The sequence below is a fragment of the Pseudolabrys sp. genome (genome assembly GCF_050250095.1).
GTDB lineage: Bacteria > Pseudomonadota > Alphaproteobacteria > Rhizobiales > Xanthobacteraceae > Pseudolabrys.
In genome coordinates this window covers 389,024-411,007 of sequence record NZ_JBFWPH010000003.1, presented here as the reverse complement: position 1 = coordinate 411,007, position 21,984 = coordinate 389,024, and the positions used below count along the sequence as shown (strand labels likewise).

Genomic DNA, 21,984 nt, shown 5'->3' with positions numbered 1-21,984 from the left:
CGACGATCGTCGCGCGCGGTTAGAGTTGCATGTGCAACCGGCGCCAAGACCGGAGCATTCGTCGCACAACAACAGCACGACAAAAGTCGTCTTATGTCCTGGGGAGAATTCGCATGACCACCGCGGTCAATGCCGGCGCGCGTCTCGACCGGCTTCCGATCTCGTCGTTTCACTATCGTATCTTCTGGCTGGTCGGTGCCGGCATGTTTTTCGACGGCTACGATCTCTATGTCGCCGGCGGCGTCATCGCCTCGGTGCTGCAGACGAAATTCGCAACCGGTCCGCAGATCCCGCAATTCATCTCGCTCACGTTCGTCGGCATGACGCTCGGCGCGCTGATCACCGGTTTTGTCGGCGACCGCTTCGGCCGGCGCTTCACATATCAGGTCAACCTGCTGGTGTTCGGGCTTGCCTCGTTCGCCGCCGTGTTCGCGCAGACCATGGACCAGCTCATCGTCTGCCGCTTCGTACAGGGCCTTGGGCTCGGCGCGGAGATCGTGGTCGGCTATTCGACGCTGACGGAATTCGTGCCGCCGAAATCGCGCGGGCGCTGGCTGTCTTTCATGGCCTTTCTGGTCGTCGCCGGCTTTCCGGTGACCTCGATCCTCGGTTATCTCATCATCCCGACTTGGGGCTGGCGGCCGATGTTCCTGATCGCCGGTGTCGGCTCGCTGATCGTCTGGTATCTGCGCAAGAACCTGCCGGAATCGCCGCGCTGGCTCGAGGCGCAGGGGCGCACTGCGGAAGCCGAGGCGCTGCTGCAGTCGATCGAAAAGGAAACGGCGGCAAGCGCCGGCGCCTTGCCGGCCCCGTCGGTCGCACCGGCGGTGCCACAGGTTGCAGTCTCCGAACTGATGAAGCCGCCGCTGCTTCAGCGTCTTATCGTCGGCTGCTGGGTTCTGATCACGATCAACACCTTGATCTTCGGCTTTGTGATCTTCCTGCCGCGCTTCTTCCTGGGTCAGGGCCTGACCATCACCAATTCGCTTGGATATACGGTGGTGTTGTCGGTCGCCTCGCTGGTCGGATGCGCGGTCGGCGCTTACACGTCCGATTTCATCGGGCGCCGCTGGAGCATCATCGGCGCTTCGATCGTCACGATCGCGGCCGGCTATGTCTATGCGCAGTTCGGCAAGGACGCCGATCCGCTGATGGTGCTCAGCGTCGGTTTCGTCCTGATCGTGGCCATTTATGTTCAGACCGCGATTCTGTTCGGCGTATATACGCCGGAACTGTTCCCGACCGAGATCCGGTTGCGCGCCAACGGCATCTGCAACGCTTTCGGCCGCGGCGCGACGGTGGTGTCACCTTTCGTCGTCACGACGCTGCTGGCGAATTACCGCCTTCCCGGCGTGGTGTGGCTGATGATCGGGCTTGTGGTCGTACAGATCGTCGTGGTCTGGGCGTGGGGTGTTGAGCCGGCGCAACGTTCGCTCGAAGGGCTCGATCCGAAGGCTGAAGCGGCGCGGACCTGACCGATTTGTCATGTGCGGCGGCCGCCCGGGGACGGGCGGCCGTTTGCATTTTCGCGCTGCGCTGGCGATAACGGGTGGCGATGTTCGAAGCCCTGAAAAATATCCTGTCCGATCTCGGTGGCGGCGGCGATGAGCCGCGGCGGTTCGACGAAAATGATTTTCGGTTGATGGCGACGGCGTTGCTGGTGCACGCCGCCGCGATCGACGGGCGGGTCAGCGATGTCGAATTCGCCCGCCTGCGCACGGTGGTCAAGGACACCTTCAGGCTCGACGATGCGCAGGTCGAAGAACTCGTCGAATCGGCCGTGAAGGCCGAGCAGGAGGCGATCGATCTCTATCGCTTCACCTCGACGCTCAACCGGCTGCTCGATGAGCCGGGCCGCACCAAAGTGATCGAGATGATGTGGCAGATCATCGTCGCCGACGGCGCGGTGTCGGAGTTCGAGGACAATCTGGTCTGGCGGGCGGCCGATCTGCTCGGCATTTCCCGCGAGAAGCGAATTGCGCTGCGTCAGCAGGCTCAGGACCGGGAAGGCCGCGAAGACGGCTGATCCGGCAGGGCAGACCCGCGGCCCGCTGACTTTGCAAATCAGCCTTGAGGGGATAGAACTCGAAACCGGCGCGGTTCAGGCGCGCCCGACACATCATGCTGCAGCCTGTCCTTCTCATTCTGCATCAGGAGCATTCCTCGCCCGGCCGGGTCGGCCAGCGGCTTGCCGCGCGCGGCTATCCGCTCGACATCCGCCGGCCGCGGTTCGGCGATGACCTGCCGGAAACGATGGACGAGCACGCCGGCGCCGTGATCTTCGGCGGCCCGCAAAGCGCCAACGACGAGGACGACTTCGTCAAGCGCGAGACCGACTGGATCGGCGTGCCGCTGCGCGACAACAAGCCGTATCTCGGTATTTGCCTTGGCGCACAGATGATGGCGCGCCATCTCGGCGCTCGCGTTTATCCGCACCCGGACGGCCACGCCGAGGTCGGTTATTACCCGATCCGCCCGACCGATGCCGGCCTGACGGTGTGTCCGGACTGGCCCGACCAAGTCTATCAATGGCACCGTGAGGGCTTCGACTTGCCGTCAGGCAGCGAGTTGCTCGCCGAGGGGGATGCGTTCTCGGTGCAGTCCTTTCGTCATGGCTCGGGCTACGCGGTGCAGTTCCATCCGGAAGTCACTCACGCGATGATGTACCGCTGGCTGGTGCGCGGCGCGCACCGCATGGATATGCCGGGCACCAAGCAGCGCCACGAGCACATCGCCGACCGCGCGGTGCACGACCGTTTCGTGATGGCTTGGCTGGACAGCTTTCTCAATCACTGGCTCGGCCGCGCGGGCACGGAAGGCGCCACCTAGGCGGCTCACGCCAGCATGTCGCGCACCAGCGGAATGACCTTGCGGCCGTAAAGTTCGATGCTGCGCATCATCTTTTCGTGCGACAGCGGGCCGGCGCTGTATTTCAGGTCGAACCGGCTGGCGCCCAGAGCCTTGACCGTTTCCGCGATCCGGCGCGCCACGGTCTCCGGCGATCCGACATAGAGCGAGCCGCCCCCGATCTCGTCCTCGAACGCAGGCCGCGTCAGCGGCGGCCAGCCGCGCTCGGCGCCGATGCGGTCGCGCATGCGCTTGTAGTCGGTGAACAGGTCGTTCTTTGCCGCGTCATCGGTCTCGCCGACGAAGCCGTGCGAATGAACGCCCAGCGGCAGTTGCGGCTTACCGGCCTGATCGAGCGCGCGGCGGTAGAGATCGGCGAACGGCACGAAGCGTTTCGGATTGCCGCCGATGATGGCGAGCATCATCGGCAGGCCGTAATGCGCCGCGCGCATCACCGATTGCGGTGTGCCGCCGACACCGATCCAGGTTTTGAGATGGCCGGATTCGGTTTTGGGGTAAACGCTCTGGCCGTTCAGCGGCGAGCGCAAATTGCCCTGCCAGGTGATAGGCTGTTCCTTCAGCGCCGCGGCGAACAGGTCTAGCTTCTCGTTGAACAGTTCCTCGTACTGGTCGAGGTCGAAGCCGAACAGCGGGAAGGATTCGATGAAAGAGCCACGGCCGAGAATGACCTCGGCGCGTCCGTTCGACAGCGCGTCGAGCGTCGAAAACCGCTGGAACACGCGGATCGGGTCGTCGGACGACAGCACGGTAACCGCCGAGCCGAGGCGGATGCGTTTGGTGCGGGTGGCGATGCCGGCCAGCACCGTTTCCGGGGACGACACCGCGAAGTCGGCGCGGTGGTGCTCGCCGAGCCCGAGGAAATCGACGCCGACCTCGTCGGCCAGCACCGCCTCCGCGACGATGTTGCGGATCACCTGCGCAGCGGGGAGCGGCTTGCCGTCCGGTCCGTCGGTGATGTCGCCGAAGGTGTCGAGGCCGAGTTCGATCGTCGTCATGGTGTTTCCGTCCTGCCGCCTTGTAGCAGAAGCGGCCAGGCCGCCCGGAGGCGGGCGGTGGAATGAGCGGTATTCCGCGAGAGCTTGGCGGGTTTATGGGCTTGCCGGTTTTGGCTTGCCGGTGCCGCGATCCCGGCGGGCCGGGGAGGATGGCTGGTGGAGCTGAGGGGATTCGAACCCCTGACCTCCTCATTGCGAACGAGGCGCTCTCCCAACTGAGCTACAGCCCCAGCCGTCCGGCGGCCACCGTAGTCCGGCGACCGTTAATTGCCGGTTTTATGCCGACAAGTGGGCGCCATTTAGGGCCGGGCCGTGGGGGTGTCAAGGACGGTGCCCGGAACCCCTTTTCCCGGAGGCCGCGAGCCGCTATTTCTCCCTCGCACCCCACGGAGCGCCGCGATGAATCCGTTTCTCTGGCTGATCGATACGCTGATTACCCTCTACATCTGGATTCTGATCGCGTCCGCCATCCTGTCATGGCTGATCGCCTTCAACGTGGTGAATACCCGCAACCCGATCGTCGCCGGCATCGGCGAGTTCCTCTACCGGGTCACCGAACCGGCGCTGCGGCCGATCCGCAACCTGCTGCCCAACCTGGGCGGCATCGACATCTCGCCGGTCATCCTGATCATTCTGCTGCTGTTCCTGCAGCGTTTCATCTACTGGCTCTATATCCAGATCGCCGTCTAGCCGGCTCATGCGATGAGCGCCGACGCCCCCGCCCCGTGGATACGCAGCGCGGGCGGGGTGTTGCTTGTCGTGCGGCTGACCCCGAAAGGCGGGCGCGACAAGATCGACGGCGTTGAGCCGCTCTCGGACGGGCGCGCCGTTCTGAAGGCGCGCGTCCGCGCCATGCCCACAGGCGGCCAGGCGAACGAGGCGCTGTGCCGTCTGCTCGCGAAAGCACTCGGCGTCCCACACAGCACGGTAACGATCATCGCCGGGGCAACCGCCCGTATCAAACGCATTGCGATCGAGGGCGATGCGGAAAATATCGTCGCGGCTCTGGAGCGGCTCGTTCCTGCGCGCTAAGACCTCCGTGAACACGGAGAGCGGACATGGCGGCGACGATCATCGACGGCAAGACAATCGCGGCGAACCTGCGCAAGACCATTGCCGCGGAAGTCGCCGGACTCAACGCGAAGCACGGCCTGAAGCCGGGGCTTGCGGTGGTGCTGGTCGGGCAGAACCCGGCGAGCGAAGTCTATGTCCGCTCGAAATCGAAGGCCGTGGTCGAGGCCGGCATGATGCCGATCGATCACAAGCTGCCGGAGACGACGAGCGAGAAAGATCTGCTCGCGCTGATCGGCAAGCTCAATGCCGACCCCGCGGTCAGCGGCATTCTCGTGCAATTGCCGCTGCCGCCGCAGATCGACTCGCAAAAGGTGATCGCGGCGATCGATCCGGCGAAGGACGTCGACGGCTTCCACCCGGTCAATGTCGGCCGCCTGTCGAGCGGCCTGTCCTCGCTGGTGCCGTGCACACCGTTCGGCTCGGTGCTGCTGGCGAAGACGGTCAAGCCGTCGCTCGCCGGCCTGGACGCGGTGGTGATCGGCCGTTCCAACATCGTCGGCAAGCCGGTGGCACAGCTGCTGCTCGCCGAAAACGCCACCGTCACCGTGGCACATTCGAAGACGCGCGATCTTCCCGGCCTGTGCCGCCGCGCCGACATTCTGGTTGCGGCCATCGGCCGGCCCGAATTCGTTAAGGCCGACTGGATCAAGCCCGGCGCCACGGTGATCGATGTCGGGATCAATCGTGTCGCTGGAGAGGGCGGAAAGAACAGGATCGTCGGCGACGTGGCCTATGACGAGGCGGCGAAGGTCGCCGGCGCAATCACGCCGGTGCCCGGCGGGGTTGGACCGATGACTATCGCGTGCCTTATCCTCAATACGCTCAAGGCTGCCTGCGCGCAGAACGGGCTGCCGGAGCCGCAATTCCAGGATTGAACCGGCGGCCCTGCCGCCGCGACCAAGGATGGCAGGAGGCGCGCATGAGCCAAACCCGATTTCGTGCCCGAACCCGTATTGTCTTTTCGCTGCTGGCGCTTTCCGTCATGGCGGCGCCCGCCGCCGCACAAACCATCGTCAGCACCTACACGCCGCTCGACCTTGAGAATTGCCGCCATACGGCCGGCAAGGCCGAGGAAGATTCCGGCGTATGGCGTTGCGCGGGCTTCGGGGGCATCCCTGTTCACGTCACCGCCAATGACATGCGCATGTATGTCAGCTACGGCGGCAATGCGAAGAACGAACCCGCGGCCCGCGAAACGCTGGCGTCGTTCCATGGCGAGGGCACCAGCATCGAGTGGCGCTCCGAGCGCGCGGCCAACGGCAAGCTCAAGCCATTTGCCACCATCCTGCGCTTCCGCACTTCGGTCGCGGACGGCGACAAGACCGTGCCGGGGCAGGTGCTGGTGGTGACGCGGCTCGCGCCCGGTCCGGTGTGCCGTGTGGGTTATGTCGACGGCCGCGCCAATCCGGACGCCAATGCGCTGGCCCGGAAGATCGCGGACGAACGCGCGCGCAACTTCCGCTGCGGAACCGACAAAGCTGTGGTGGAAGGCGCGACCGGACCGGGCTTCAGCCCGCCGGCGGAGTAGCGGTCAGGCCGGCCAGGCGTAGGCGACCTTGTCGAGCGTTTTTGCGCCGAACTTCTCCGACGAGCGCGCGACGGCGCGGCCGCCCATCGAACGATAGAACTCGATCGAGGGTTCGTTGTCGGACAGCGCCCAGACCACCAGCGACTTCAGGCCGCTCTGCTGCATGTCCTTGCGGGCCGCGTTAAAGAGGCGGCGGCCGAAGCCGAGACCTTGGTATTCGGGACGCAGATAAATTTCATAAACTTCGCCGTCATAGAACAGGCTCTTCGCCCGGTTGCGGCCATAATTGGCATAGCCGGCCACGGCGTCCTCGAACTGCAGGACGGTGATACGGCTGCCCTTGCGGATCGCGCTGTCCCACCAGGTCGGTCCGCGGCGCGCGATCAGCTTGTCGAGTTCGGCGCCCGGGATGATGCCCTGGTAGGCGGCCCGCCACGATTCATCGTGGGTGGCCGCGATGGCCTCGGCATCGTCGGACTTGGCGCGGCGAATCTCGATTAGGGCGGTACTCATGGCCAAATAGAACCAACGAACCGGCCGCCCTTCAAGGGTTGTGTTTAACGATAGGTTAACGGTGTGGATTACCGGCCACAGGCGCGGTTTCGGAACCCATTGGCAGGGCTTCGTTTAGGACGATTATAAAGCCTGACGTTTGGTTACCGCGCGGCGCGCCGTGCCGGGACTCAGGCCGGCTCGGCTTCCTTGGCGCGCGCTTCTTTCTTGCGGTCGTTCTCGTCCAGCAGCTTCTTGCGCAGCCGAATCGACTTCGGCGTCACCTCGACCAGTTCGTCGTCCTCGATATAGGCGAGCGCCTTTTCGAGCGTCATCTTGATCGGCGGGGTCAGGCGGACCGCCTCGTCCTTCGAGGTGGTGCGGATGTTGGTGAGCTGCTTGCCCTTGAGCACGTTGACGACGAGATCGTTGTCGCGCGTGTGCTCGCCGACGATCATGCCGGTGTAGACCCTCCAGCCGGGCTCGATCATCATCGGGCCGCGGTCTTCCAGGTTCCACAGCGCATAGGCGACGGCTTCGCCCTTGTCGTTGGAGATCAGCACGCCGTTGCGGCGGCCCTGAATCGCGCCCTTGTAGGGCGCGTAGGCGTGGAACAGCCGGTTCATGATAGCGGTGCCGCGCGTGTCGGTGAGCAGTTCGCCCTGGTAGCCGATCAGGCCGCGGGTCGGCGCATGGAACACGAGACGGACGCGGCCGCCGCCCGAAGGCTTCAGTTCGGTCATCTCACCCTTGCGTTCCGACATCTTCTGCACAACGACGCCGGAATGCTCCTCGTCGACGTCGATCACGACTTCCTCGATCGGCTCCTCGGTCTCGCCGGCGTCGTTCTTGCGCAGCAGCACCTTCGGCCGCGACACGGAGAGCTCGAAGCCTTCGCGGCGCATCGTCTCGATCAGGATACCGAGCTGCAATTCGCCACGGCCGGCGACTTCCATCGCATCTTTGTCGTCGGATTCGCGGACGCGCAACGCGACGTTGCCTTCCGCCTCGCGCAGCAGGCGGTCGCGGATCATGCGGCCGGTGACCTTGTTGCCTTCGGTGCCAGCGAGCGGCGAGTCGTTGACGCGGAATGTCATGGCCAGCGTCGGCGGGTCGATCGGCTGCGCCGGCAGCGGCTTTTCCACGCTCGGATCGCAGATGGTGTGCGCCACCATGGCGTTCGGCAGACCGGCCAGCGCGACGATGTCGCCGGCTTCCGCCTCTTCGACCGGCTGGCGCTCGAGGCCGCGGAACGCCAGGACTTTCGTCACGCGGCCGTTCTCGATCAGCTTGCCCTCGCGGTCGAGCACCTTCACGCTCTGGTTCGGCTTGACCGAGCCCGAGGTGATGCGGCCGGTGATGATGCGGCCGAGAAAGTTGTTGGCTTCGATGATGGTGCCGAGCAGCTGGAACGGGCCTTCCTCGACCTTCGGCGGCGGCACATGGCGCAGCACCAGTTCGAACAGCGGCTTCATGCCGTCGTCGTGCGATCCCTCGAGGCTGTCCGACATCCAGCCTTGCTTGGCCGAACCGTAGAGGATCGGAAAATCGAGCTGCTCGTCGGTGGCATCGAGCGCGGCGAACAGGTCGAACACTTCATTGACGACCTGCGTCGGGCGCGCGTCGGAGCGGTCGACCTTGTTGATGACGACGATGGGCTTCAAACCCATCTTCAGTGCCTTCGACACCACGAACTTCGTTTGCGGCAGCGGACCCTCGGCGGCGTCGACCAGCACCAGCGCGCCGTCCACCATGTTGAGGATGCGCTCGACCTCGCCGCCGAAGTCGGCGTGGCCCGGCGTGTCGACGATGTTGATGCGCGTGCCGTTCCACTCAACGGACGTCGCCTTGGCGAGAATGGTGATGCCGCGCTCGCGCTCGAGATCGTTGGAGTCCATCGCGCGCTCGACCTGGCGCTGGTTCTCGCGGTAAATGCCGGACTGCTGGAGCAGGCGGTCGACCAGCGTGGTTTTGCCGTGGTCAACGTGAGCGATGATGGCGACGTTGCGCAGATTCATGAAGTGGCCAGGTTGTTTGAAATGACGGCGCAAACCGCTATCGATGGAGCACGTTCTTTTCCGAAAACCGGAAATCCACTTCTCGGGATCGTGCTCTAACGAAGACAGGATTGCCGTGCGGCAATCCTGCTGGCCCGCGACTCTATTGCGGCGCAATATAGTCAGGGACGGCGCGGACGCAACCGGCAGAAATGCCGGAGGGTTAAGCGCGGACGGCGGGTTCCGCCGAGGCCTCGCCCGGGCGCCACGGGCCGTCCCAACCTGCGATTGCCCACATATTGCCGCCAAATCGGGGCCCCCCGGCGGTTCCGGGCCATGACCTGCCCGGCCAACCGGCTAGTATCGGCGGCATGGCGTCCAGGGCACATGCCCTGTCAGTGCAATGAAGGCCGGGTCATGGGTGACAACTACGGAACGGTGAAGGTGGCGGCGGTGCAGGCCGCCTCGGTGTTTCTCGACCGCGAAGGCTCCACGGAGAAGGCCTGCCGGCTGATCCGCGAGGCCGGGCGCAACGGCGCGCGGGTGATCGGCTTCCCGGAAGGTTTCATTCCGGCGCATCCGGTGTGGTACCACCACCATGCTGCGACCGGGGCGATCGCCAACAGGCTCGCGGTCGACTTGTTCAAGAACTCGGTGGAAATTCCGGGGCCGGAGATCGACGCGCTGTGCGAGGCGGCGCGCGAGGTAAACGCCTATGTGGTGATGGGCGTCTGCGAGAAGATCCCGAACACCACCGGCACGATGTTCAACACGCAGGTCTATATCGGGCCGGACGGCAGGCTGATCCGCAAGCACCAGAAGATCATGCCGACGGTCGGTGAGCGGCTCGTCCACATGGGCGGTTTCGGCGACACCTTCGGCGCGTTCGACACCGAGTTCGGTCCGATGAGCGGGCTGATCTGCGGCGAGAATTCCAATCCGCTCGCGGTGTTCGCGCTGGTCGCCGAGGGCACCCGTATCCATGTGATGAGCTGGCCGAACCATTTCCCGACCAGCGGCGATCCGTTGCGCAATCGCGTCGCGGTCGACTCGCAGGCCTTTGCGCAGATGAGCAAGGCTTTCGTCATCTCGGCCTGCGGCACGGTCGACGACCATATGATCGAGATGCTCAAGGCCGGTCCCGAGGGCGAGAAGTTCCTGCGCGATCCGAACTGCTGCGGCGGCAGCGTAATCGTCGCGCCGAACAGCCGGATCATTGCCGGACCGATGGGGCCGGAGGAGGGTATCCTCTATGCCGACTGCGATCTCGACATCGGCATCCAGATGAAGCTGCGCCACGACTTCGCCGGGCATTACAACCGGCCGGACATTTTTCATCTTCAGGTCAATCGCGCCGCGCCGTCGCTTTATTCGGTGCACGGCGTCGATCAGCAGGCAGCGTTGTCGGCCGGCCCGATGGCGCAGCTTGCCGGCGAGAAAGCGAAGCTCGGCGCGCCGGGCGATTCGGACAAGCGAGCGGAGGAACCGCCGGGCGAGTAGGGTATGATCCCGAAAAGTGGACGCTGGTTTTTCGGACAAGATCATGCCCTCAGATGATAAAGCGGTAAGCCTGTTTCAATGGAGTTGATCAGGCTATAGCGGCGTTACGAAACGGAGGCGCGCCATGCGCGAGAAACTCGAAGGCGAAACCCGCAAAGCTGCGCTGGCGAAGCTCGCCAGTTGGTCGGAAGTTCCGGACCGCGACGCCATCACACAAAAATTCGTGTTCAAGGATTTCAACGAAGCTTTCGGCTTCATGACGCGGGCGGCGCTGGTCGCGGAGAAAATGGACCACCACCCGGAATGGTTCAATGTGTACAAGACCGTCGAGGTGACGCTTTCGACCCATGACGCCGGCGGGGTAACCGCCCTCGACGTGAAACTCGCGGAGGCGATGGACAGGATTGCCGGAACTTGAGGGCCGTGCCGCCTCTTGTCGCTGCCAGGGATCGCCACCATCTAGAAGCGATGACCGCTGCCGAGGCCAGACACTTTTCCCAGCCGTCCGAGCGCGCCGCCGCCGATGCGGGCCTGCGGGCGCGCTTCTGGCGCAAGCTGAAGCGCATCGGCGCGACGTTGCCGCTGTTGATCCCCTTCGCGGAGGATTTGCTGGCGGCCTATTACTGCGCTTTCGACCGCAGCACGCCGCGCCATGTGCAGTTCGCGCTGGCCGGGGCGCTCGCCTATTTCGTGCTGCCGCTCGACAGCATTCCCGATCTTGTGCCGATGCTCGGCTTCTCCGATGACGCCGCGGTGCTGGCAGCGGCGATCAAGCTCGTCAGTAACCATATCACCGATGAGCACCGGGCGGCTGCACGCGTCTGGCTCGACGCGGTCTGACGCCGCCGCGGGGGCGATCCCGTCGTGATCCGAAGTCACGGCAAGACGGCATCATGGCCCGGGCGGATAGCCGGGCCTTCCATTTAGCCCGCCGGAATGGCGGCTATGCGCCGCACAATCGGGCTAATTCAGAAAGTATTTACTTAATCTGCCTTTCTATGGACGCGGAGGCTGAGGGATCTCTGCGATGTTTCGTGTTTTGAGCTGTCTGGGCACGGAACATGATCTGCGCCTTGTCGTCGTCGCGGGTCTCGTCTGTCTGTTGGCGAGCTTCGCTGCCGTCAGCCTGCTCGCGCGCTCTCTGAGCCTGCACGGCCGCACGCGCGGATTCTGGGTCGCCGTTGCGGGCCTTGCCACCGGCTGCGGGATCTGGGCAACGCATTTCATCGGCATGCTGGCCTACGATCCGGGCGTTCCGATCGCTTACGGCGCGAGCCTGACGATCGTGTCTTTCATCGTCGCGGTGGCGGCGACCTGCGCCGGCTTCACCATCATTGCCTATCTGCAGGGTCGTTGGGTCGGCCTCGTTGCGGGCGCCGTCGTCGGCGCCGGCATCTCCTGCATGCATTTCCTCGGCATGTGGGCGATCGAGTTGCCGGGACGTGTGACCTGGGCGAGCGATCTCGTCACGGCCGCGATCGTGCTCGGCGTGGTGTTCAGCGCGCTTTCGCTGTCGGTCATTGCGCGCCGGCACGACGTGCGCGGGGTGCTCCTGTCGGCGGTGCTGCTGACCGTTGCCATTATTACCATGCACTTCACCGCGATGGGTTCGGTGACCATTCTGGCGGATCCGATGCGTGGCCAGATCGCCGAAGCGTTGTCGCCGCACATGCTGGCGCTCGCCGTCGCGAGCGCGGCCGTGGCCATCCTCGCCACCAGTCTGGTCGCGGTATTTGCCGGTCACCTGCTCGACGACAAGAGCTTGCTGCTCGGCACTGCGATGAACAACATGTCGCAAGGCGTGGTGATGTTCGACGCCGCCGAACGGCTCGTCATCTGCAACGATCGCTATATCGAGATGTATCGCCTGCCGCGTGACAAGGTGCGGCCGGGCTGTACGCTGCGCCAGGTCATCCAGTGCCGGTTCGACGCTGGACTGCTCGACCGCGACCCGGACGCTTATCATGCCGATCTGTTGCGTGCGATGGCGACGGGCGAGACGCTGTCCGATGTGGTGGAGTACCGCGACGGCCGCGTCATCTCCATCGTCAACAAGCCGATCAACGACGGCCAGTTCTGGGTCGGCACCCATGACGACATCACCCAGCGGCGGCAGGCGGAGCGCACTACGATGTCGCTGGCCGAGCAGCAGGAGCGCCGCGCGGTGGTTGACGCCGCGATCCGTTCGTTCCGCGAGAGCATGGAGACGGTGCTCAGGTCGGTGACGGATAGCGCCAAGCTCATGCACGATACCGCGTCGGATCTCGCCTCTTCATTCGACGAGACGACCGAACGTGCCTCCGGCGCGGCGCTGGCGTCCAGCAACGCTTCGAGCGGCGTCGCGACGGCGGCGCAGGCGGCCGATGAAATGGCGCGCTCGATCATGGAAATCGACCGGCGTCTGCGCGAAGCGACGCATGTCGTGACCGACGCAGTTGCCGATGCCGACAAGACCAACCAGGAAATCATGAGCCTCGCCGATAGCGCCAGCAAGATCGGCGACGTTATCAAGCTCATTCAGAACATCGCCGCGCAGACCAATCTGTTGGCGCTGAACGCCACTATCGAGGCGGCGCGCGCTGGCGCGGCGGGACGCGGTTTCTCCGTGGTTGCGGCGGAGGTTAAATCGCTGTCGGTGCAAACTGCGAAGGCGACCAACGACATCGCCGGCCAGATCGGAAGCGTGCAGGATTCGGTGCGCAGCGCAGTCGCCGCAATCGGCCGCATCGCGTCGCGAATGCAGGAAATCGACAAGCATACGAGTTCGATCGCCGCGTCGGTCGGCCAGCAGAACGACGCCACCAGCGAAATCTCCTCAAGCGTGGCCTCCGCCGCCGAAGGCGCGAAGTCGGCGGCCTCTATTCTCGATCAGGTGCGCCAGTCGGTCGGCAAGGTGTCGGGCGCGGCCAACACCGTGTTCGCGACCTCGCGCAACGTCGAAGATGCCGCCGCGCATCTGCGCGAGAAGGTCGACGAATTCCTGCAGAAGGTCGCGGTGTAACGATAACCGCACGTTTTACTTTCGCGCATGATCTTGTCCGAAAACCGGTTCCCACTTTTCGGGATCATGCGCGCAGGATCACTTTTCCCATCACCTTGCGTGCGGCGATGTCCTTGAGCGCCTGCGGGCCACCGGCCAGCGGATAGACCTTGTGGATATGCGAGGACAGCTTGCCGTCGGCGCACCATTGCACGATCTGTTCGGTGTTGGCGCGATGGCCGGCCCGGTCGCGGTTGATCCACGAGCCCCAGAACACGCCGACGACATCGCAGCCTTTCAACAGCACGAGATTGAGCGGCAGTTTCGGGATCGCGCCGGCGGCGAAGCCGACGACGAGGAAGCGGCCCTCCCAGGCGATCGCGCGCAGCGCGGCTTCGGCATAGTCGCCGCCGACCGGATCGTAAATAACGTCCGGCCCGTTGCCGCCGGTCTCCCGGCGCAGTGCCTCCTTCAGATCGTCCTTGCCGTAATCGATGCCCGCGTCGGCGCCGTGCTGGCGCGCGAAGGCGACCTTGTCTTCCGAAGACGCGCAGGCGATCACACGCGCGCCCATCAGCTTGCCGAGCTCGATCGCAGCGAGGCCGACGCCGCCGGATGCGCCGAGCACCGCCAGTATCTCGCCGCTCTTGAGCCGGGCGCGATCCTTCAACGCGTAGAGCGTTGTGCCATAGGTGACGCAGAGGCCGGCGGCACGATCGAATTCGAGCGACGGCGGCAGTTTCACCAGCCGGTCGGCGGCAATCGCGATTTGCTCGCGTGCGGCGCCGTGACCGCTATAGCCGAGCACGCGATCGCCCGGCGCAAATCCCGTCACGCCGGTGCCGACAGCGATAACCGTACCGGCGAATTCGGCGGCAGGAGAGAACGGCATCTCCGGCTTGAACTGATATTTGCCGGCGATGATGAGCGTGTCGAAGAAGTTCAGGGCGGCTGCGGCAATCCGGACCACGACCTCGCCCGCTCCGGCGTCGGGTTCCGGCACGTCGGTGAGTGCGAGATCGTCAGGCGTGCCGTAGCGGGTGCAGAGCAGGGCTTTCATGAGGCTTCGATCTGACGTCGATTTGGGGTTGTCGGAGGGGCACGGCGATGTTTGGTTAAGGTCTGAGCGCTAGTGTCTAGCACGCCTGCGGCGGGAACATCGATTGAGGGCGTCGTATCGTCGCCTTTTCATTGCCGATTTTTGCCTTTAGTGGGCTACAGTTGAGTGGGGCGACACTCGCATGAATCATTTGGACGAGCCGGTGGGGCACAAATGAAAAGACTTCTGTACTGGGGCATTTATCCATTTCTCGCCGCTGCGCTTGCCGCGGGCGTTACGGCTGCCGTCGCGCAGCCTGCCGGCGGGGACCAGCCGGCGCTGCTCGGTCAGTTCGGCGATTGGGGCGCCTACAAGGCGACCCCGGGCGGCAAGCCGGTGTGCTTCGCGATCTCCAAGCCGACCTCGGCGGTGACCGATCCGCCGGGCCGCAGCCGCGACGCGGCCTATCTGTTCATCTCGACACGGCCGGCCGAGAAGGTGAAGAACGAGGTTTCGACGGTGGTCGGCTATCCGCAGAAGCCGAGCGCCAACGCCACCGCGACGATCGGCGCGCAGAGCTACGCGATGTATCCGCAGAACGACGGCGCCTGGATCCGCAACGCCGCCGAGGAAGCCAAGATGATCGACGCCATGCGCAAGGGCGCGGATATCGTCATCCGCAGCGAATCGAGCCGCGGCACCAAGACGACGGATACCTATTCGCTGAAGGGCGTTTCCGAGGCGCTCGACAAGGTCGCCGAGGAGTGCAAATAGCGGCGCGGAAGGGCGGCCGCAGGGTCGCCTGCCGAGGGCTGCAACGGCGCCTTCGCTGTCCTATATAGTGGGCTTGCGGGACGGCCTCGCCGGCCGGCCGGTTAAATCAAGGCGCCAATGACTGCGATCACCGAAACCGAGCCGGCGGGCTTTGTCGAAAAGGCCCCGCTAGAGCGCTATGTGCCGCCGGCGAAGCCTTCGCTGGTCGGGCTTTCGCGTGCACAGCTGGCCGAAGCGCTCGGTGCGCTCGGCGTGCCGGAGGGCACGCGCAAGATGCGCGTGCAACAGCTCTGGCACTGGATCTATGTGCGCGGCGTGACCTCGTTCGACGTGATGTCGAGCGTGTCGAAAGACCTGCGCGCGGCGCTCGACGCGCATCACACGCTGGCGCGGCCCGAGGTCGTCGCCGAGCAGATTTCGGTCGACGGCACGCGCAAGTGGCTGCTGCGGTTGCCGGGCGAGACCGCCGGGGAACGGCCGCACGAGGTGGAGTGCGTCTATATTCCCGATACCGACCGCGCCACGCTCTGCGTCTCGAGCCAGGTCGGCTGCACGCTCAATTGTACGTTCTGTCACACCGGCACGCAGCGGCTGGTGCGCAACCTGACGCCCGGCGAGATCGTCGGGCAGGTGATGGTGGCGCGCGACCGGCTCGGCGACTGGCACGAGAAACAGCCGCTCAATGCGGATGGCACGGCGCGTCGCCTCGTCACCAACATCGTGATGATGGGCATGGGCGAGCCGCTCTACAATTTCGAGAATGTCCGCGACGCGCTCAACATCGTTGCGGACGGGGAGGGCATTTCGCTGTCGAAGCGGCGCATCACGCTGTCGACCTCCGGCGTCGTGCCGGAAATCGCGCGCACCGGCGATGAGATCGGCTGCATGCTGGCGATCTCGCTGCATGCGGTGACCGACGAACTGCGCAACGAACTCGTGCCGCTCAACCGCAAATATCCGATTGCGGAGCTTTTGAAAGCCTGCCGCGATTATCCGGGCGTATCGAACGCGCGTCGTATCACCTTCGAATATGTGATGCTCAAGGGCGTCAACGACTCGCTCGCCGACGCCAAGGCGCTGGTGCGCATGCTCAAGGGCATTCCGGCCAAGATCAACCTGATCCCGTTCAATCCCTGGCCCGGCAGTCGATATGAATGCTCCGACTGGGAGCAGATCGAGAAATTCTCCGAGGTGGTGTTCAATGCCGGTTATGCCTCGCCGGTGCGCACGCCGCGCGGCCGCGACATTCTCGCCGCCTGCGGGCAGCTGAAGAGCGCAACCGAGAAACTTTCGGCTCGCGAGCGCATGGCGCTGCGCGCCATGGCAATGACCGAATAGCAAGTCTCAGGAGCCGGCATTGGCGTTCATCGGCCGTTTCTTCGTCGTCTGGTTCGCCATGATCGTCGCCAGCATTGCCGCCGGCATGGTGGTGTCGATGGGCCTACTCGGTCCGGCCTGGCACGGGCTCACCGGCGACGTGGTCGAGCGCGGTACGTTCTGGGGCGTGACGCTGTTCGCCTCCGGCATCGCCTGGTTCGCCGGATTGATGCCGACCGTCGTTGCGATCGTGCTGGCCGAGGCGTTCAAGATCCGCGCGTTGCTCATCTACGCAGTGGCGTGCTGCGCGCTGTTCGTGTTCGGCGCGTTCAGCGGCGGCTTCATCAATCTGTACGAAGAGTCGATCGACCGCGCGCCGCCGCTGGTGCCGCCGGGCCTGCAACTGGCCGCCGCGGCCGGCATTGTCTTCGGCGTCGTCTATTGGCTGATCGCGGGCCGCAACGCCGGGCGCTGGTGCGAGCGGCGGCAGGTCGCCACGCCGTCCTCGTAAAAAAAATCACCGGCCCGAAGGCCGGCGATTGGATCGATAGCGAAAGCCGCGCGGCGCCTACTTCGCCAAATTACTGAGCCAAATTACTGCGCTTTGGCGCGCGAGTTCGAGGCGCGGTCGAGCTTCACCGCGAACGCGGCGATGGTCTTGGCGTAGACTTCCGCCTTGTTCCACGTCTTGATGACTTCGAAGTTCGGCTCGCCGGGGCTCCAGCCCTTGCCACGCTGCCAGCCGTGGCCCTTCAGATAGTTCGCGGTCGAGGCCAGCACGTCCGCCGTGCTGCGCACGAGATCGGCGTGACGGTTGCCGTCGAAGTCGACGGCGTACTTCATGTAGGACGACGGCAGGAACTGGGTCTGGCCGATTTCGCCGGCCCAGTCGCCGCGCATTTCGGCATTGGTCAGGTCGCCGCGGTCGATGATGCGCAGCGCGTCCAACAGCTCGCCCTGGAACTTCTCGCTGCGGCGGCAGTCGAAGGCGAGGGTCGCGGTCGAGCGCACGACCGACATCTTGCCCTGGTTGACGCCGAAATCGGTCTCAAGGCCCCAGATCGCGACAACGACCGCGCCGGGAACGCCGAAGCGATCCTCGATGCGGTTGATGAGGCTCGCGTTCTTGAGCAGCTGGAAGGTGCCCTTCTTCATCCGGTCCTGCGAGATCATGCGGCCGGAGAACTGCTCGAAGCTCTGCTTGAAGACATGCTGACGGCGGTCCGCTGCAAGCACCTTGTCGTCGACGGTCAGGCCGTCGAGCGCGGCAAGGGCGTTCTTGGAAATGCCCTTGGCGACGGCTTCCTTCCTGAATTCGGAGATGAAGGCGGAGAAGCCGCCCGGAGGATTGCACTTGGCGGCCAAAGCGGGCGACGCCGAAGCGAACATCGCGGCGCCGGCAAAGGCGACGCAGACGATGGCAGACGCATTAATTTTTGACATGATGCTCTCGCTGTCGATGAACCGGCCTTGAAGGCGATTTATCGCAGCGCGCATTTTGCGAGTAGCGCGATCCATCGATGAGGTTAATGGCGGGGCCGGTTTTCGCCGCGCAGCGCGGCGTTTTGCATCGCCCTTGCGCCGTTAATCGCACGCCCTATAGTCCGGCGCGGAATTCGCTCGATATTTCAGCCGGTCCGGAAATTGTTAATGGCAAACGTAAACGCGAAAAAGTCGGTCAAAAAGGTGGTGCTCGCCTATTCGGGCGGCCTCGACACCTCGATCATCCTGAAGTGGTTGCAGCAGACCTATGGCGCGGAGGTGGTGACCTTCACCGCCGATCTCGGTCAGGGCGAGGAGCTGGAGCCGGCGCGCAAGAAGGCGCAGCTGCTCGGCATCAAGGACGAAAACATCTTCATCGAGGACCTGCGTGAAGAATTCGTCCGCGACTACGTGTTCCCGATGTTCCGCGCCAACGCGGTCTATGAGGGTCAGTATCTGCTGGGCACCTCCATCGCGAGGCCGCTGATCGCCAAGAAGCAGATCGAGATCGCCGAGAAAGTCGGCGCCGACGCGGTGGCGCATGGCGCGACCGGCAAGGGCAACGATCAGGTCCGCTTCGAGCTCGCCTATTACGCGCTGAAGCCGGATGTCACGGTGATCGCGCCGTGGCGCGAGTGGAACCTGACCTCGCGCACCAGGCTGATCGAGTTCGCCGAGCAACACCAGATCCCGATCGCCAAGGACAAGCGCGGCGACGCGCCGTTCTCGGTCGACGCCAATCTGTTGCACTCCTCGTCGGAGGGCAAGGTGCTGGAGGACCCGGCTCAGGACGTGCCGGATTACGTTTTCTCGCGCACCGACGATCCGCTGGGAGCGCCCGACAAGCCGACCGTTATTTCCATCGATTTCGAACGCGGCGATCCGGTCGCCATCGACGGCAAGAAGATGTCGCCGGCGACCCTGCTCACGGCGCTCAACGCGCTCGGCAAGGCCAACGGCATCGGCCGGCTCGACCTCGTCGAGAACCGTTTCGTCGGCATGAAGTCGCGCGGCATGTACGAGACGCCGGGCGGCACCATTCTGCTCGCGGCGCATCGCGGCATCGAATCGATCACGCTCGACCGCGGCGCGGCGCACCTGAAGGACGAGTTGATGCCGAAATACGCCGAGCTGGTTTATTACGGCTTCTGGTTCGCGCCGGAGCGCGAGATGCTGCAGGCGGCAATCGACAGGAGCCAGGAATACGTCACCGGGCAGGTCAAGCTGCGGCTCTACAAGGGCAACGTTGCGGTGATCGGCCGCGAGAGCAAATATTCGCTTTACGATCAGGATCTCGTAACCTTCGAGGAGGGCGCGGTGGCCTACGACCATCGCGATGCGGAAGGCTTCATCAAGCTCAATGCGCTGCGGCTGCGGACGCTGGCGCAACGCAAGAAGAAGCTGAAGCTCGACAGATAACGCGGGGCGGCGAGAGAGGTGAATTCGTGATGCGCTGGCTGCCGGTCGTTACGGTGTCGCTTGGGGTTGCGCTTGCGGGAGCAATTGCCGGTTGCTCGAAGATGCCGAGCATCGGCGGCTTCGGCGGCAGCAAGTCTAGCGCGAACGTCGACCCGACGGTGTTCCCGGCCAATTACAAGGCCGAGATCATCCAGGCGCTGCCGCAGCTGATTCAGGATATCGACAGAGTGGAGAATCCCGGCATCACCGATCCGGCGCTCGGCGCCGTCGGCAACAGCCAGGTTTATTTCGTCTGCGTTCGCGGCAGTCCGCATGTTGCGAGCAGCGGTTCGCTCGGTGACAAGGTCCTGATCGCCTATTTTCTCGGCGGCAAGATCAACCAGTTCGTGCCTGCCGGCAATGACGAGCACTGCGCCAAGGCGATCTACAAGCCGTTCCCCGAGCTTGCGAGCTGGTGCCGCGGCGCGGCCTGTCGCGGCCGGCGATAAGTTCACGCGGTCTCTGGAAAGGCATTGGGCCGGGCGCCGTGACGGCGGCCCGGCCCGATTTCGTTCAGACTGTTGCGCCGGTCAGCGCTTCGGAATGCCGGCCTTCTCGATGACGCCAGCCCACTTCTTGATGTCGCCTTCCATCTGCGCGTTCATCGCCTGCGGCGTCGAGGCGCGGGTGTCGATGCCGAGGTCGAGCAACTTCTTCTTCAGCTCCGGCTCGGCGAGGATCTCGTGCATCGCCTTGTTGATCTTGGCGATGATGTCCGGCGAGGTACCGGTCTTCACATAGATCGAGTTCCAGGAATTCGCCTCGAAATTGGCGACGCCCTGCGCCTTGACGGTCTTGATGTTCGGCAGTGCCGGCGACGGTTCCGGACCGGCCCAGGCGACGGCGTGCAGCTTGCCGTCCGACAGGCCGCCCTTCAGCGCCGCATAGAAGTCGACCACCATCTGCACGTCGTTGCGCAGCAGCGCGACGATCGCGTCCGGCGTCGTCTTGAACGGCACAATGACGACATCGACGCCGGCCGACTGCTTGAAGTAGTTGGCGGTCAGGTTCTGCACGCCACCGGCGCTGATGGTGCCGATGTTGAGCTTGCCGGGCTTGGCCTTGGCGTCCTTCAGGAAGTCGCCCAGCGTCTTGTACTGCGACTGGCCGTTGGTGACGAACAGGCAGTCGAAATAGCCGAGCGAGGATACCGGTGCGAGGTCCTTGAGCACGTCGACCGGGAACTTGTTGTAGAGCGGAACCGAGCTGGCGATGCCGCCGGTCGCAAGCAGCAGGGTATAGCCGTCGGCCGGCGCGCCGATCACCGCGCGCATCGCGACGATGCCGCCGGGCCCCGGCATGTTTTCGACCACGAAACGCTGGCCGAACTTCTGGCCAAGCTTCTCGGCGATGATGCGGGCGGTGATGTCACCGACGCCGCCGGCGCCGAGCGGCAGGACCAGCTTCACCGGATGGTCGGGATAATTTTGCGCGGCTGCGGGCTGCGGTCCGGCAACAAGCGCAATGGCGACAAGAAAAAACGCGCCCAGGCGCGCCAGCGAACGAATGATCATGGCGGTTCCCCCTTATTTGGTTGGCCGGACTTTACGCAAATTATATCCGGCGGCAAAGCCGAGTCTGCCGCGGATCATTTGACGCACTGAAAGCAGAACGGCCCGCCAGTGGCGGGCCGTTGCGATATCGGAACCTGCGTCGCGTGACGCCGGCTCAGAGCTGGCGGTCGACCATCTTCTTCTTGATCTCGGCGATCGACTTCGCCGGATTGAGGCCCTTCGGGCAGGCCTTCGAGCAATTCATGATGGTGTGGCAGCGATACAGCCGGAACGGATCCTCGAGATTGTCGAGCCGGCTGCCTGTCGATTCATCGCGGCTGTCGTTGATCCAGCGGTTTGCCTGCAACAGCGCGGCGGGCCCGAGATAGCGGTCCGAATTCCACCAGTAGCTCGGGCAGGAGGTCGAGCAGCAGGCGCACAGGATGCACTCGTAGTGCCCGTCAAGCTTGTTGCGGTCCTCGTGGCTCTGTTTCCATTCCTTCTCCGGCGTCGGGCTGACGGTCTGCAGCCACGGCTGGATCGAGGCGTACTGCGCATAGAAGTTCGTCAGGTCCGGAACGAGGTCCTTCACCACCGGCTGATGCGGCAGCGGATAGATCTTCACCGTGCCCTTCACGTCGTCGGTCGCCTTGGTGCAGGCGAGCGTATTGGTGCCGTCGATGTTCATCGCACAGGAGCCGCAGACGCCTTCGCGGCAGGAGCGGCGGAACGTCAACGTCGGGTCGATGGTGTTCTTGATCCAGATCAGCGCATCGAGAATCATCGGGCCGCAATCGTCGCGATCGACCTGATAGGTGTCGATGCGCGGATTAGCCTCGTCATCCGGGCTCCAGCGGTAGATGCGGAACTCCGTGACATTCTTGGCCTTGTCCGGCTTCGGCCAGGCCTTGCCCTCGGTGGGCCGGGAATTTCGCGGCAGCGTGATTTCGACCATGAGTGATCCGTTTCTTACGCGGTTTCTTGCGC

22 protein-coding genes, 1 tRNA gene and 1 pseudogene are annotated in these 21,984 nt (G+C 64.4%); 16 read left to right on the top strand and 8 right to left on the bottom strand.

Annotated features, from left to right (window positions below; translation table 11 throughout):
- The first annotated feature begins 113 nt into the window (after positions 1-113).
- The 3 genes from AB7F10_RS11455 to AB7F10_RS11445 all read left to right on the top strand — a co-directional run bounded on the left by AB7F10_RS11455 (position 114) and on the right by AB7F10_RS11445 (position 2,829).
- The gene (locus tag AB7F10_RS11455; protein WP_428560930.1) at positions 114-1,475 is read left to right on the top strand and encodes an MFS transporter; all 1,362 of its coding nucleotides are present in this window, start codon (positions 114-116) and stop codon (positions 1,473-1,475) included.
- A gap of 80 nt (positions 1,476-1,555) precedes the next feature.
- On the top strand, positions 1,556-2,026 hold the full coding sequence (locus AB7F10_RS11450; RefSeq protein WP_428561566.1) for a TerB family tellurite resistance protein: 471 nt from the start codon (positions 1,556-1,558) through the stop codon (positions 2,024-2,026).
- 95 nt (positions 2,027-2,121) lie between these two features.
- On the top strand, positions 2,122-2,829 hold the full coding sequence (locus AB7F10_RS11445) for a glutamine amidotransferase (protein WP_428560928.1): 708 nt from the start codon (positions 2,122-2,124) through the stop codon (positions 2,827-2,829).
- A 5-nt stretch (positions 2,830-2,834) separates the two neighbouring features.
- Here AB7F10_RS11445 and AB7F10_RS11440 read toward each other — a convergent pair whose 3' ends face one another.
- Complete coding sequence (locus tag AB7F10_RS11440; protein WP_428560926.1) at positions 2,835-3,863, bottom strand: LLM class flavin-dependent oxidoreductase; 1,029 nt, start codon at positions 3,861-3,863, stop codon at positions 2,835-2,837.
- 154 nt (positions 3,864-4,017) lie between these two features.
- Positions 4,018-4,093: transfer RNA gene (locus AB7F10_RS11435), tRNA-Ala, on the bottom strand.
- A 169-nt stretch (positions 4,094-4,262) separates the two neighbouring features.
- Here AB7F10_RS11435 and AB7F10_RS11430 point away from each other — a divergent pair.
- Genes AB7F10_RS11430 through AB7F10_RS11415 form a run of 4 tightly spaced genes read left to right on the top strand, consistent with a single transcriptional unit; the run spans position 4,263 to position 6,465 of the window.
- The gene (locus AB7F10_RS11430; protein WP_428560924.1) at positions 4,263-4,553 is read left to right on the top strand and encodes a YggT family protein; all 291 of its coding nucleotides are present in this window, start codon (positions 4,263-4,265) and stop codon (positions 4,551-4,553) included.
- Positions 4,554-4,565: 12 nt separating this feature from the next.
- Positions 4,566-4,895: a DUF167 family protein gene (locus AB7F10_RS11425; protein WP_428560921.1), complete on the top strand. Its 330-nt coding sequence runs from the start codon at positions 4,566-4,568 to the stop codon at positions 4,893-4,895.
- 26 nt (positions 4,896-4,921) lie between these two features.
- A complete protein-coding gene (gene folD, locus AB7F10_RS11420) occupies positions 4,922-5,812 on the top strand; it encodes a bifunctional methylenetetrahydrofolate dehydrogenase/methenyltetrahydrofolate cyclohydrolase FolD (RefSeq protein WP_428560919.1) in 891 nt (296 codons plus the stop codon).
- Between the two features lie 44 nt (positions 5,813-5,856).
- Positions 5,857-6,465 carry a hypothetical protein gene (locus AB7F10_RS11415; RefSeq protein ID WP_428560917.1) on the top strand — a complete coding sequence of 203 codons (609 nt, stop codon included), beginning with the start codon at positions 5,857-5,859 and terminating at the stop codon, positions 6,463-6,465.
- 3 nt (positions 6,466-6,468) lie between these two features.
- On the opposite strand, the gene AB7F10_RS11410 is transcribed toward AB7F10_RS11415, so the two are convergent.
- On the bottom strand, positions 6,469-6,978 hold the full coding sequence (locus tag AB7F10_RS11410; protein WP_428560914.1) for an N-acetyltransferase family protein: 510 nt from the start codon (positions 6,976-6,978) through the stop codon (positions 6,469-6,471).
- Positions 6,979-7,148: 170 nt separating this feature from the next.
- Entirely contained in the window at positions 7,149-8,975 is a 1,827-nt protein-coding gene (typA, locus tag AB7F10_RS11405; protein ID WP_428560911.1) for a translational GTPase TypA, read from the bottom strand.
- A gap of 396 nt (positions 8,976-9,371) precedes the next feature.
- Here typA and AB7F10_RS11400 point away from each other — a divergent pair, with 396 nt between their 5' ends.
- The 4 genes and pseudogenes from AB7F10_RS11400 to AB7F10_RS11385 all read left to right on the top strand — a co-directional run bounded on the left by AB7F10_RS11400 (position 9,372) and on the right by AB7F10_RS11385 (position 13,455).
- Positions 9,372-10,454 carry a carbon-nitrogen hydrolase family protein gene (locus AB7F10_RS11400; RefSeq protein WP_428560909.1) on the top strand — a complete coding sequence of 361 codons (1,083 nt, stop codon included), beginning with the start codon at positions 9,372-9,374 and terminating at the stop codon, positions 10,452-10,454.
- A gap of 121 nt (positions 10,455-10,575) precedes the next feature.
- Positions 10,576-10,872, top strand: a pseudogene (locus AB7F10_RS11395) (4a-hydroxytetrahydrobiopterin dehydratase); the annotation flags it as partial.
- Positions 10,873-10,922: 50 nt separating this feature from the next.
- Positions 10,923-11,294, top strand: a complete 372-nt coding sequence (locus AB7F10_RS11390) for a YkvA family protein (RefSeq protein ID WP_428560907.1) — start codon at positions 10,923-10,925, stop codon at positions 11,292-11,294.
- Positions 11,295-11,481: 187 nt separating this feature from the next.
- The gene (locus AB7F10_RS11385; RefSeq protein WP_428560905.1) at positions 11,482-13,455 is read left to right on the top strand and encodes an MHYT domain-containing protein; all 1,974 of its coding nucleotides are present in this window, start codon (positions 11,482-11,484) and stop codon (positions 13,453-13,455) included.
- Between the two features lie 64 nt (positions 13,456-13,519).
- On the opposite strand, the gene AB7F10_RS11380 is transcribed toward AB7F10_RS11385, so the two are convergent.
- Positions 13,520-14,494, bottom strand: a complete 975-nt coding sequence (locus tag AB7F10_RS11380) for an NADPH:quinone oxidoreductase family protein (protein WP_428560903.1) — start codon at positions 14,492-14,494, stop codon at positions 13,520-13,522.
- 213 nt (positions 14,495-14,707) lie between these two features.
- Here AB7F10_RS11380 and AB7F10_RS11375 point away from each other — a divergent pair, with 213 nt between their 5' ends.
- The 3 genes from AB7F10_RS11375 to AB7F10_RS11365 all read left to right on the top strand — a co-directional run bounded on the left by AB7F10_RS11375 (position 14,708) and on the right by AB7F10_RS11365 (position 17,075).
- The gene (locus AB7F10_RS11375) at positions 14,708-15,247 is read left to right on the top strand and encodes an invasion associated locus B family protein (protein ID WP_428560900.1); all 540 of its coding nucleotides are present in this window, start codon (positions 14,708-14,710) and stop codon (positions 15,245-15,247) included.
- 117 nt (positions 15,248-15,364) lie between these two features.
- Positions 15,365-16,585: a 23S rRNA (adenine(2503)-C(2))-methyltransferase RlmN gene (rlmN, locus tag AB7F10_RS11370; protein ID WP_428560897.1), complete on the top strand. Its 1,221-nt coding sequence runs from the start codon at positions 15,365-15,367 to the stop codon at positions 16,583-16,585.
- 19 nt (positions 16,586-16,604) lie between these two features.
- Positions 16,605-17,075 (top strand): hypothetical protein, encoded by a 471-nt coding sequence (locus AB7F10_RS11365; protein ID WP_428560895.1) that lies wholly within the window; start codon positions 16,605-16,607, stop codon positions 17,073-17,075.
- An 83-nt stretch (positions 17,076-17,158) separates the two neighbouring features.
- On the opposite strand, the gene AB7F10_RS11360 is transcribed toward AB7F10_RS11365, so the two are convergent.
- Positions 17,159-18,007: a lytic murein transglycosylase gene (locus tag AB7F10_RS11360; RefSeq protein WP_428560893.1), complete on the bottom strand. Its 849-nt coding sequence runs from the start codon at positions 18,005-18,007 to the stop codon at positions 17,159-17,161.
- Between the two features lie 207 nt (positions 18,008-18,214).
- Here AB7F10_RS11360 and AB7F10_RS11355 point away from each other — a divergent pair, with 207 nt between their 5' ends.
- Both AB7F10_RS11355 and AB7F10_RS11350 read left to right on the top strand, forming a co-directional pair.
- On the top strand, positions 18,215-19,465 hold the full coding sequence (locus AB7F10_RS11355; RefSeq protein ID WP_428560891.1) for an argininosuccinate synthase: 1,251 nt from the start codon (positions 18,215-18,217) through the stop codon (positions 19,463-19,465).
- 26 nt (positions 19,466-19,491) lie between these two features.
- The gene (locus AB7F10_RS11350) at positions 19,492-19,953 is read left to right on the top strand and encodes a hypothetical protein (protein ID WP_428560888.1); all 462 of its coding nucleotides are present in this window, start codon (positions 19,492-19,494) and stop codon (positions 19,951-19,953) included.
- A gap of 81 nt (positions 19,954-20,034) precedes the next feature.
- Here the strand turns inward: AB7F10_RS11350 and AB7F10_RS11345 are convergent, their stop codons facing one another.
- Positions 20,035-21,018, bottom strand: coding sequence for a Bug family tripartite tricarboxylate transporter substrate binding protein (locus AB7F10_RS11345; protein ID WP_428560886.1), 984 nt, complete (start codon positions 21,016-21,018; stop codon positions 20,035-20,037).
- Between the two features lie 154 nt (positions 21,019-21,172).
- Positions 21,173-21,952 (bottom strand): succinate dehydrogenase iron-sulfur subunit, encoded by a 780-nt coding sequence (locus AB7F10_RS11340; RefSeq protein WP_428560884.1) that lies wholly within the window; start codon positions 21,950-21,952, stop codon positions 21,173-21,175.
- Positions 21,953-21,984 lie beyond the last annotated feature (32 nt).

What these genes read in the sequence shown, in the direction of transcription:
- AB7F10_RS11355 (WP_428560891.1), top strand. Translation starts at nt 18,215, where the DNA reads ATGGCAAACGTAAACGCGAAAAAGTCGGTCAAAAAGGTGGTGCTCGCC.
- AB7F10_RS11450 (WP_428561566.1), top strand. Translation starts at nt 1,556, where the DNA reads ATGTTCGAAGCCCTGAAAAATATCCTGTCCGATCTCGGTGGCGGCGGC.
- AB7F10_RS11360 (WP_428560893.1), bottom strand. Translation starts at nt 18,007, where the DNA reads ATGTCAAAAATTAATGCGTCTGCCATCGTCTGCGTCGCCTTTGCCGGC.
- AB7F10_RS11425 (WP_428560921.1), top strand. Translation starts at nt 4,566, where the DNA reads ATGAGCGCCGACGCCCCCGCCCCGTGGATACGCAGCGCGGGCGGGGTG.
- typA (WP_428560911.1), bottom strand. Translation starts at nt 8,975, where the DNA reads ATGAATCTGCGCAACGTCGCCATCATCGCTCACGTTGACCACGGCAAA.
- AB7F10_RS11380 (WP_428560903.1), bottom strand. Translation starts at nt 14,494, where the DNA reads ATGAAAGCCCTGCTCTGCACCCGCTACGGCACGCCTGACGATCTCGCA.
- AB7F10_RS11375 (WP_428560900.1), top strand. Translation starts at nt 14,708, where the DNA reads ATGAAAAGACTTCTGTACTGGGGCATTTATCCATTTCTCGCCGCTGCG.
- AB7F10_RS11400 (WP_428560909.1), top strand. Translation starts at nt 9,372, where the DNA reads ATGGGTGACAACTACGGAACGGTGAAGGTGGCGGCGGTGCAGGCCGCC.
- AB7F10_RS11455 (WP_428560930.1), top strand. Translation starts at nt 114, where the DNA reads ATGACCACCGCGGTCAATGCCGGCGCGCGTCTCGACCGGCTTCCGATC.
- folD (WP_428560919.1), top strand. Translation starts at nt 4,922, where the DNA reads ATGGCGGCGACGATCATCGACGGCAAGACAATCGCGGCGAACCTGCGC.
- AB7F10_RS11430 (WP_428560924.1), top strand. Translation starts at nt 4,263, where the DNA reads ATGAATCCGTTTCTCTGGCTGATCGATACGCTGATTACCCTCTACATC.
- AB7F10_RS11445 (WP_428560928.1), top strand. Translation starts at nt 2,122, where the DNA reads ATGCTGCAGCCTGTCCTTCTCATTCTGCATCAGGAGCATTCCTCGCCC.
- AB7F10_RS11390 (WP_428560907.1), top strand. Translation starts at nt 10,923, where the DNA reads ATGACCGCTGCCGAGGCCAGACACTTTTCCCAGCCGTCCGAGCGCGCC.
- AB7F10_RS11385 (WP_428560905.1), top strand. Translation starts at nt 11,482, where the DNA reads ATGTTTCGTGTTTTGAGCTGTCTGGGCACGGAACATGATCTGCGCCTT.
- rlmN (WP_428560897.1), top strand. Translation starts at nt 15,365, where the DNA reads ATGACTGCGATCACCGAAACCGAGCCGGCGGGCTTTGTCGAAAAGGCC.
- AB7F10_RS11345 (WP_428560886.1), bottom strand. Translation starts at nt 21,018, where the DNA reads ATGATCATTCGTTCGCTGGCGCGCCTGGGCGCGTTTTTTCTTGTCGCC.
- AB7F10_RS11440 (WP_428560926.1), bottom strand. Translation starts at nt 3,863, where the DNA reads ATGACGACGATCGAACTCGGCCTCGACACCTTCGGCGACATCACCGAC.
- AB7F10_RS11415 (WP_428560917.1), top strand. Translation starts at nt 5,857, where the DNA reads ATGAGCCAAACCCGATTTCGTGCCCGAACCCGTATTGTCTTTTCGCTG.
- AB7F10_RS11340 (WP_428560884.1), bottom strand. Translation starts at nt 21,952, where the DNA reads ATGGTCGAAATCACGCTGCCGCGAAATTCCCGGCCCACCGAGGGCAAG.
- AB7F10_RS11410 (WP_428560914.1), bottom strand. Translation starts at nt 6,978, where the DNA reads ATGAGTACCGCCCTAATCGAGATTCGCCGCGCCAAGTCCGACGATGCC.